The sequence below is a fragment of the Nostocoides australiense Ben110 genome (genome assembly GCF_001050535.1).
In the GTDB taxonomy this organism is placed as follows: Bacteria; Actinomycetota; Actinomycetes; order Actinomycetales; family Dermatophilaceae; genus Nostocoides_A; species Nostocoides_A australiense.
In genome coordinates, this window is record NZ_HG764815.1 from 2,546,910 (window position 1) to 2,556,634 (window position 9,725).

General features: G+C 70.7%; 8 protein-coding genes and 1 pseudogene. 6 read left to right on the forward strand and 3 right to left on the reverse strand.

Going from position 1 to position 9,725, the window contains the following annotated elements; genetic code table 11:
* The 4 genes and pseudogenes from BN11_RS23745 to BN11_RS25205 all read left to right on the forward strand — a co-directional run.
* Window positions 1-1,007 (forward strand): RecB family exonuclease (locus tag BN11_RS23745; RefSeq protein WP_048698118.1); only part of this gene is annotated, 1,007 nt, incomplete at its 5' end.
* Between the two features lie 49 nt (window positions 1,008-1,056).
* Window positions 1,057-2,094, forward strand: coding sequence for a phosphotransferase (locus BN11_RS12270; protein WP_048698120.1), 1,038 nt, complete (start codon window positions 1,057-1,059; stop codon window positions 2,092-2,094).
* Window positions 2,095-2,154: 60 nt separating this feature from the next.
* Window positions 2,155-3,330 (forward strand): annotated as a pseudogene (locus BN11_RS25200) (FAD-dependent oxidoreductase); the annotation flags it as partial.
* 4 nt (window positions 3,331-3,334) lie between these two features.
* Entirely contained in the window at window positions 3,335-4,561 is a 1,227-nt protein-coding gene (locus tag BN11_RS25205; protein ID WP_235435457.1) for an aminomethyltransferase family protein, read from the forward strand.
* A 179-nt stretch (window positions 4,562-4,740) separates the two neighbouring features.
* Here BN11_RS25205 and BN11_RS12280 read toward each other — a convergent pair whose 3' ends face one another.
* Both BN11_RS12280 and ccrA read right to left on the reverse strand, forming a co-directional pair.
* Complete coding sequence (locus BN11_RS12280) at window positions 4,741-5,961, reverse strand: AI-2E family transporter (RefSeq protein WP_048698123.1); 1,221 nt, start codon at window positions 5,959-5,961, stop codon at window positions 4,741-4,743.
* Between the two features lie 98 nt (window positions 5,962-6,059).
* Window positions 6,060-7,400: a crotonyl-CoA carboxylase/reductase gene (ccrA, locus tag BN11_RS12285; RefSeq protein WP_048701366.1), complete on the reverse strand. Its 1,341-nt coding sequence runs from the start codon at window positions 7,398-7,400 to the stop codon at window positions 6,060-6,062.
* Window positions 7,401-7,581: 181 nt separating this feature from the next.
* Here ccrA and BN11_RS12290 point away from each other — a divergent pair, with 181 nt between their 5' ends.
* On the forward strand, window positions 7,582-7,851 hold the full coding sequence (locus BN11_RS12290) for a hypothetical protein (protein WP_048698125.1): 270 nt from the start codon (window positions 7,582-7,584) through the stop codon (window positions 7,849-7,851).
* Window positions 7,852-7,869: 18 nt separating this feature from the next.
* Here BN11_RS12290 and mce read toward each other — a convergent pair whose 3' ends face one another.
* Entirely contained in the window at window positions 7,870-8,304 is a 435-nt protein-coding gene (gene mce, locus BN11_RS12295) for a methylmalonyl-CoA epimerase (protein WP_048698127.1), read from the reverse strand.
* 137 nt (window positions 8,305-8,441) lie between these two features.
* On the opposite strand from mce, the gene BN11_RS12300 reads away from it, so the two are divergent.
* A complete protein-coding gene (locus tag BN11_RS12300) occupies window positions 8,442-9,641 on the forward strand; it encodes an acetyl-CoA C-acetyltransferase (RefSeq protein ID WP_048698128.1) in 1,200 nt (399 codons plus the stop codon).
* Window positions 9,642-9,725 lie beyond the last annotated feature (84 nt).

Below are 9,725 nucleotides of genomic sequence, written 5' to 3' on the forward strand. Positions count from 1 at the left end.
GGCGGCTCGCCTATGTCGCGCTGACCCGCGCGCGCCGGGCGATGCTCCTGACGTGCGCCGTCTGGGGTGGGCCCAAGACCCCGCGCGTCCCGTCGCGATTCCTCCTCGAACTGCGCGAACAGCGCCCCGACCTCCTCACGACCCTCGGCTGGTGCCCCGACCCGCCGGCCGATGCGACCAATCCCGCACTCGCCGAACCGGTCTCGGTGAGCTGGCCGCCGCACGCGCCCGTCGCCGACCCGGTCCGGGAGGGAGCGGGCGCGGTGGCCGCGGCCATGGGCCGACCCGACCTGAGCGACCACGTGCTGCCCCGGGAGGTGGCCGTCCTCGTCGCCGAACGGCAGGCCCGGATCGACGGCAGCGGTTCCTTCCCCGTCCAGTCCGCACCCGGCGGCCCCTGGCGGCTCCTCGACGCCCTCGGCGGGCACGTCAGCACCTCCCAACTGGTCTCCTTCGCCGCCGAACCCGACGACTTCGCCGTCGGCGTGCGCCGCCCGATGCCGCAACGGCCGAGCGTGGCGACCCGCCGCGGCACCGCATTCCACGCCTGGATCGAACGGCACTACCGCCGCGCCGCGCTGCTCGAGCCCGACGACCTGCCCGGCAGCGCCGACCCCGACACCGGCGAACAGGTGGACCTGGAGGACCTCATCGCCCGCTTCCGCGCCAGCGACTGGGCCGAGCGGGAGCCCCTGGACGCCGAGGTGATGGTCGAGACGGTCGTGGCCGGCACGGCGGTCCGCGGGCGGATCGACGCGGTCTTCCTCGAACCCGACGGGTCGGTGACGATCGTCGACTGGAAGTCCGGCGCCCCGCCAGGGGGGCAGGAGGCCCACGCCGCCGCCGTCCAGCTCGCGACCTATCGCATCGCCTACGCACGCCTGACCGGCCGCGACCCCGACACCGTGCGCGCGGCCTTCTACTACGCCGCGACCGGTGAGACCGTCTACCCGCCACTGCGCAGCGCGAGCGAACTGACCGCTCTGGTCGCGACACTCCGCGGTTGAGTCCGGCCGGCGCGGGGATGCGCGGGCGCGGACGGCATACGGTGGGATCGTGACGCGAACGCCCTTCCAGCTTGCCGCTCTGGCCAGCGCCGCCGTGCCCGGCCTCGATCCCGTGGCGGCCGGCGACTTCCCGGTCGACCCCGGGATGGCCGTCGACGTCGCCCTCGTCGAGGACACCCGCGGCCGCAACTGGATCGTGCGGGCCAGTGCCTCCGCGGCTGCCGCCGTGGCACTCGACGCCGGCGCCGCCGCCGCCAAGCTCGTCGCCAAACACCTGGACATCCGGGTGCCGGTGACGCGGGGGAGTGTCGCACTCAAGGAGGGCGGGCGCGTGCACGTGCACGCCGCCATCCCCGGCCGCGGACTGCGGCTCGCCGCGCTCGACCCCGCGTTTCCCGTCGTCGCCGACCTCGGTCGCGCCATCGCCGCCATCCACGACCTCGACCCCGCCCTCTTCGAGGACGCGGGACTGGAGAGTTACAGCCATGACGAGTACCGGCAGCGCCGGCTCGCCGAACTCGACCGCGCCGCCGCCACCGGCAAGGTGCCGGCCGGCCTGCTCACCCGGTGGGAGGCCGCGCTGGAGAATGTCGCCCTCTGGCAGTTCGTGCCGGTGCCGGTGCACGGCGGGCTGGACGGCCGGCATGTGCTGATGGCGCTCGCGGACGACGGCACGGCCAAGATCACCGGGATCGTCGGCTGGCGCCGGGCCAAGGTCGCCGATCCGGCGGACGACTTCGCCGGCCTGGTCCGCGACGCCGCCGCTCCCGCCGTGATCGAGGTCGCCCGGGCCTACGCCCGCGCCCGCCACTCCCGTCCCGACCGCCACCTGCTCACCAGGGCCAAGCTGGTCGCCGAACTCGGCTATGTCACCGACCTCTTCGACGCCCTGGCCGCCGGCTATCCCCAGGTCGTCGATGCCGCCACGGCCCGGCTTCAGGAACTCGCGGCCGACGTCGAGGGCGACGAACTCCTCCCCGCCCCGGCAACGCCCAGGGACCCGGCACCAGCCGCGGCACCGACTCCCGACGAAGGCGCCACCGCTCCCATCGAGACCTCGGAACGGCAGGACAAGACGCCCGGCTAGGCTCGGAGGGTGCCAGCGCCGCTCCCTGCCCGTGCCCGTGTCGTCATCGTCGGAGGCGGGGTGATCGGCACCTCCATCGCGTATCACCTCGGCCACGCCGGCTGGAGCGATGTCGTTGTCCTCGAACGGGATCGGCTCACCAGCGGCACCACCTGGCATGCCGCCGGACTGATGACGACCTTCGGGTCGACGAGTGAGACGTCCACGGGCCTGCGCCACTACAGCCGCGACCTGTACGCCCGGCTCGAGGCCGAGACGGGTGTCGCCACCGGCTTCAAGCCCGTGGGACTGATCGAGGCGGCCGCCGACGCCGACCGGCTCGAGGAATACCGCCGGGTGGCGGCCTTCCAGCGCCGGTTCGGCCTGGAGATCCACGAGATCGGCCCGGCCGAGATGAGCGAGCTGTTCCCGCTGGCCAAGACCGACGACCTGCTCGCCGGCTTCTATCTGCCCGGCGACGGCCGCGTCAACCCGGTCGACCTGACGATGTCCTTCGCCCGCGGCGCCCGCAACCTCGGAGTGCACATCGTCGAGGGCGTGTCGGTCGAGAAGGTGCTGACGACCCCACAAGGACGCGGTTCGCGGGTCACCGGCGTCCAGACCAGCGCCGGCGACATCGAGGCCGAGGTCGTCGTCAACTGCGCCGGCATGTGGGCCCGCGAACTCGCCGCCCAGAACGGCATCGTCGTCCCCAACCAGGCCGCCGAGCACTACTACCTCATCACCGAACCCATCGACGGGATGAGCCCGGACGCCCCCGTCTTCGAGGACCCCGCGGCATACGGCTATTACCGCGAAGAGGGCGGCGGCATGATGGTCGGCCTCTTCGAGCCGCGCGCGGCGGCGTGGCGGGTGGACGGCATACCGCGCGATTTCAGCTTCGGCGAGATCCCGCCCGACTGGGGGCGCATGGGCCCGTTCGTGGAGAAGGCCATGTCCCGGGTTCCGGTCGCCGTGGAGGTGGGCATCCGCACCTTCTTCTGCGGGCCCGAATCCTTCACCCCCGATCTGCTGCCGGCCATCGGCGCGGCACCCGGCGTCGGCGGCTATTTCGTCTGTGCCGGAATGAATTCCGTCGGCATCCTCTCCTCCGGCGGCTGGGGCCGGGTCATGGCGCACTGGATCACCACGGGTGCCCCGGACGTCGACGTCACCGCTGTCAACGTGGACCGCTTCCGGGGTTATCAGCTCGACGAGCGCTACCGCGCCGAGCGGACCGCCGAGATCCTCGGCACGGTGTATGCCGCGCACACCCCCGGCGTGCAACTCGCCTCCGGCCGCGGGATCCACCGCTCGGCGGTCCACCACCCGCCTGGTCGAGGCGGGCGGGTACCTGCGCGATGTCAGTGGCTGGGAGGGCGCCGCGTGGTATGCCGCGCCGGGGCAGACCCCGAACGCCGAGCCCGGCTGGGGTCACCAGCCGTGGTTCGCCAACTGGCGCGCCGAGCACGAGGCGGTGCGCGAGCGGGCCGGCCTGATCGACATGTCCTTCATGGCGAAGTGGCGCATCCGCGGCCCCGAGGCCGGACCCCTGCTGGACCACCTCAGCGCGGGGGCCGTCGACGGTGCGGCCGAGACGATCACCTACACCCAGTGGCTCGACGACGACGCCCGGCTCCAGGCCGACCTGACGGTGACCAAGCTGACGGACGGTGACTTCCTCCTCGTCGCCTCCGACACGGCATACGGGCACGTCGAACACCTCTTGCTGGCCGCCGCGGGCGACCGGGACGTGGCGATCGAGGACGTCACGACGTCCTGGGCCCAGTTCGCCGTCCAGGGCCCCCGGTCCCGGGACGTGCTCGCCGGCCTGGTCGGCGCCGACCTCAGCGCCGAGGCGATGCCCTTCCGGTCGGTGCGACGAACCACCTTGGCGGACAAGGAGATCCTGCTCGCCCGCATCACCTACGCCGGCGAGCTCGGCTACGAGGTCTATGTGCCGGCCGGCGACGCCCTCGCCGTGTGGGACACCATCGTCGCCGCGGGCCAGGAGCACGGGCTGGCGCTCTACGGCCTCAACGCCCTGGCCAGCCTGCGGATGGAGAAGGGCTACCGCGACTACGGACACGACATCGACAACACCGACGGGGTGTATGAGGCGGGGCTGGGTTTCGCGGTCGCGCTCGACGGCGGCGACTTCCGCGGCAAGGCGGCCGCGGTCACAGCGAAGGCGGCCCCGGCAACGCGCCGGATCGTCTCGGTCCTCCTCGCCGACCCGGAGCCGCTGCTCTTCCATGCCGAGCCGGTGCTGCGCGACGGCGAGTTCGTCGGCTACATCCGGGCGGCGTCATACGGCTGGACCATCGGCGGCGCCGTCGGGCTGGCCATGGTGGAGGCGCCCGAGGCGGTGACGAAGGCCTGGATCGACGCCGGGGAGTGGACGGTCGACGTCGCCGGGCAGCTCGTGCCCGCCCGCGTCTCGCTGCGACCGTTCTACGACCCCACCAGCGCCCGGGTTCGGCAGTAGGCGGAAAAAGAGAGGGCGGCGGGGGCTCGCGTCCCCACGAGCTCACCCCACCGCCGGGCCGGCTCGCCCCCCAGCGCGCCGACACCCTGACAGACGTCACAGCGGGCCAAAAGGTTGCCTGACCGCATATGTGATCTAGATCACACTCCACGGGCGGCTCGGCGGACGAGGGCGGCAGGTCAGACGTTGCGCTGCCGAGGGACGAGCACCTCTTCATAGAGCAGCAGCAGACCGGCCGCGATGGGGATGGCGAGCAGGGCCCCGAGCACTCCGAGGAGGGTGCCGCCGGCCAGCGCGGCGACCACCGTCACCGCGCCCGGGACGGACACGGTGCGGGCCATGATCTTCGGCGCGACGACGTAGTTCTCGAGCTGCTGGTAGACCAGGTAGTAGATGGCGACGATGACCGCGCTGCGGGGGGAGTCGAAGAAGGCCACCAGGCAGACGACGACGGCCCCCACGGTCGCACCCACCATCGGGATCAGCCCGAGGAAGCCGACGACGACGGCCAGCACGGCGGCATACGGCACCCCGACGAGCCGCATCATCACGTAGGAGCAGATCGCGTTGATCGTCGCGACGGTGACCTGACCGGTCGCGTAGGCGCCGGTGCGGCGCATGATCTCCTCCGCCAGCGGCTCGACGCGGGGGCGACGGCTCGCCGGCACCACGGCATACGCAGCACGCTTGACCGTCGGCAGGCTCGCGAGGAAGTACAGGGTGAGCACGAGGATGGTGAAGGTCTGGAAGACCCCGTTGGCCACCGCCTTGCCCGCCCCGAGCACGCCGCCGAACACCTGGCTCATGAACCCGGAGTCGGTCAGGCGGGAGTTGATCTCCTCGCGGAGCTTGTCCACCACGTCATAGTTCTCATCCATGCGCCGCACCCACGCCGAGTCGAGGATGTGATCGACATATGTCGGCGCGTTGGCCAGCAGCTCCGAACCTTGCGAGATGACCGGCGGGAATACCAGCAGCCCGAGAAGCGTGAAGACGACGAGCAGCCCGGCGAAGACCACCCCGACGGCCGGCCCACGTTTCATCCCGCGACCGCCGAGCCACCCGACGATCGGATCAAGCGCCAAGGTGAGGAAGATCGACACGAGCAGGATGGTGATCGTCGTCGCCAGCCGGCCGAGGGCGTGCCACAGGCCGACGGCCAGCAGGGCGCCGAGCGCGCCGAAGAAACCCAGATAGAGCGGGGAGGAGCGGTTCAGCGGCCGGCCGGCCTGACCGAACCGGTTCCCTTGATCGGTCCGGGCACTCGCCCCGGCCGCGACCCGCTCGCCGCCCTCCTCGGGGGTCTCGGGTGCCGCCGGGTGCCGATGCTGGCTGGCGCGCAAGGCTTCGCGTTGGCGCCGCTGGAACTCGCGGTAGCGGTCGATCCGGATGTCCCGCACCGCGTGACCCCCTTCGTCGTATGTCGTGGCCCGGGGTTGAGCGTAAACGAGCCGCCCCCGCCGGAACGGGGACGGCTCGTGGGTGATTCGCGAGTCGGTCAGGCGTCGCGGAAGCGGTTGATGGCCTCCTCGAAGTGGGCGCGCTTCTCGGGGTCGGTGATGCCCATGCCCGGCTCGGGGGCCATCGTCAGCACGCCGACCTTGCCCTGGTGCAGGTTCTTGTGCACATCGAGCGCGGCCTGCCCGACCTCCTCCAGCCGGTAGGTCTTCGACAGCGTCGGGTGGATCAGGCCGCGGTTGATCAGTTCGTTGGCCTCCCACGCCTCGCGGTAGTTGGCGAAGTGGCTGGAGATGATCCGCTTGAGGTTCATCCACAGATAGCGGTTGTCGTATTCGTGCATATAGCCCGACGTGGACGCGCAGGTCGTGATCGTGCCGCCCTTGCGGGTGACATAGACCGACGCGCCGAAGGTCTCCCGGCCGGGGTGCTCGAAGACGATGTCGACGTCGTAGCCGCCGGTCAGCTCGCGGATCCGCTTGCCCAGGCGCTGCCACTCCTTGGGGTTCTGCTTGGTGCCCTCCTCGTTCCAGAACTGGTAGCCCTCGGCCCGCCGGTCGATGATCAGCTCGGCGCCCATCTTGCGGCAGATCTCGGCCTTGTCCTCGCTGGAGACGACGCAGATCGGGGTCGCGCCGCCGGCGAGCGCCATCTGGGTGGCATACGAGCCGAGGCCGCCGGAGGCGCCCCAGATCAGCACGCGGTCGCCGAGTTTCATCGCGGCGCCGTTCTTGGAGATGAGCTGACGGTATGCCGTGGAGTTGACCAGGCCGGGAGAGGCGGCCTCCTCCCAGCTCAGGTGGGCCGGCTTGGGCATCAGCTGGTTGGCCTTGACGACGGCGAGTTCGGCCAGGCCGCCGAAGTTGGTCTCGAAGCCCCAGATCCGCTGCTCGGGATCCATCATCGTGTCGTTGTGGCCGTCGGCGTTCTCGAGTTCGACCGAGAGGCAGTGGGCGACGACCTCCTGGCCGGGCTTCCACAGGTGCACGCCGGGGCCGGTGCGCAGCACGACGCCGGCGAGGTCGGAGCCGACCACGTGATAGGGCAGGTCGTGCCGCTTGGCATAGGGGGAGAGGCGACCGTAGCGCTCGAGGAAGCCGAACGTCGGCACCGGCTCGAAGATCGAGGTCCACACCGTGTTGTAGTTGATGGCGCTGGCCATCACCGCGACCAGTGCCTCACCGGGCGCCAGCTCGGGGACCGGCACCTCGTCGATGTGCAGGGACTTGCGCGGGTCCTTGTCACGGCTGGCGAGCCCCTCGAACATCCCGACCTCGTCCTTGTGGACCGTGGCGCCCTTGTAGGACTCCGGCACGTTCAGGGCGGCATACGCCTCCGGGGTGCGTTCGCCACTGGTGATCGCGTCGAGAATCGGCTGCATGGTCACGGTCGTCCAAACTCCTTCGGTCGGCGGATTCGGGCGCGGCACGAACTAGGCACCGCAGGCCATCGAGGCGAACCTAGTCAGGGCTCAGGGGTGGCGGGTGGATAATGAGATTGCAGTCACCCGTGAGGTCCGTCACGGCTATCGCCGACACGTCATTTTTGACATAGTTGGAGTCGTGAGTCCGTACGTCGCCGGCCACCCGCCGAAGCAGGACCGGTCGCTGTGGCCGCCGATCTTGCAGATCGCCATGGCCGTGGCGATTCTCGGCCTGGCCCGCTGGGCCGACCTGCACGCCAGCCAGGTCATCTCGGTCGATCAGTGGGCCTACAACTCCCTAGCCGCCGTGCTCTACGTCTTCGGGGTCCTGTGGACCCCGTTCGCGATCTACAGCCTGATCCGGGTGCTGCGTAACCGGCGCCGCGACGACGGCCCCATCCTGCGCTGAGCCGCGGCCGGCGCCATCTCAGTGCTGCGCATCCGCCGCCGGCTCGACCAGTTCGACGAGGATGCCCCCGGCGTCCTTGGGGTGGATGAAGTTGACCCGGCTGTTGCTCGTGCCTCGTTTGGGCACGTCATACAGCAGCCGCAGGCCCCGCTCGCGCAGGGTGTCGCACACGGCGTCGATATCGGCGACGCGGTAGGCCATCTGCTGGATCCCCGGGCCGGAACGGTCGAGGAACTTCGCGATCGTGCTCGCCGGTGACAGCGGCGCGAGCAGCTGGATGCAGGAGCCGGAGTCACCGACCGCCATCATCGCCTCGCGCACCCCCTGCTCCTCGTTGACCTCCTCGTGCAGCATCCGCATACCGTATTTGTCGCTGTAGAAGGTGACGGCCTCGTCGAGGTCGGCGACCGCGACGCCGACGTGGTCGATCATCGTGAACAGATCCGTGGTCATGTCCCCATCTTGGCCGACGCCACGCGGCCCGCCGCCGCCGGTGTGGTGAGAGACACCGCACGAGCCGGGGTCCGGCGCCCGGGCCGTCGTTAGCATGGCTTCAAGCCGTCGTCTCACCATCGCCGTTGGAGGCTGCCATGTCCGATCGTCCCGTTTCCGTCATCGTCGCCGGGGCTCGCACCCCGATGGGCCGCATGAGCGGCTCGCTGAAAGGCTTCAGCGGGTCCGACCTGGGTGGCTTCGCCATCAAGGGCGCCCTGGAGAAGTCCGGCGTCAAGCCCGAGGATGTCGACTACGTCATCATGGGCCAGGTGCTGTATGCCGGTGAGGGCCAGATCCCCGCCCGTCAGGCCGCGACCAAGGCCGGGATCCCGATGAGCGTCCCCGCGCTGTCCATCAACAAGGTCTGCCTCTCCGGACTCGACGCGATTGCGCTGGCAGACCAGCTCATCCGCGCCGGCGAGTTCGAGATCGTCGTCGCCGGCGGCCAGGAGTCGATGACCAACGCCCCGCACCTGCTCGAGAAGAGCCGCGACGGCTTCAAATACGGCAATGTCACCCTGCGCGACCACATGGACTACGACGCCCTCTCCGACGTCTTCACCAAGCAGGGCATGGGCGGGCTGACCGACGCGGCCAACGTCGGCGACTACGCCGCCACCCGTGAGGAGCAGGACGCCTTCTCCGCCCGCTCCCACCAGAACGCCGCCAAGGCCTGGAAGGACGGCTTCTTCGACGACGAGGTGGTCGCCGTCTCGATCCCGCAGCGCAAGGGTGACCCGGTCGAGTTCAAGGCCGACGAGGGCATCCGCGCCGACACCACCCCCGACTCCCTCGCCGGCCTGCGCCCCGCCTTCAACAAGGAGGGCACCATCACCGCGGGCTCGGCCTCCCAGATCTCCGACGGCGCCTGCGCGGTCGTCGTGATGAGCAAGGCCAAGGCCGAGGAACTGAGGCTGACCTGGCTCGCTGAGATCGGCGCGCACGGCAACGTCGCCGGTCCCGACTCGGTGCTGCAGCAGCAGCCGGCCGAGGCCATCAAGCACGCATGCGCCAAGGAGGGCATCGACCCCAAGGATCTCGACCTGATCGAGATCAACGAGGCCTTCGCGGCCGTCGGCATCTCCTCGACCAAGGCGCTCGGCCTTGACCCCGAGATCGTCAACCCCAACGGCGGCGCCATCGCGATGGGTCACCCGCTGGGTATGTCGGGTGCCCGCGTCGTCCTCACCCTCGCCAACGAGCTCAAGCGCCGCGGTGGTGGCGTCGGCGCGGCCGCCCTGTGCGGCGGTGGCGGGCAGGGTGACGCCCTGATCGTGCGCGTCCCCTCGGCCTGAGCGCCGAGGTGCGTATGCCGCCCGTCCCCGGGCGTCGATGACGCGCCGGGTCGACGTGGCGGCAGTGGTCGCCGGTGTGCGTGA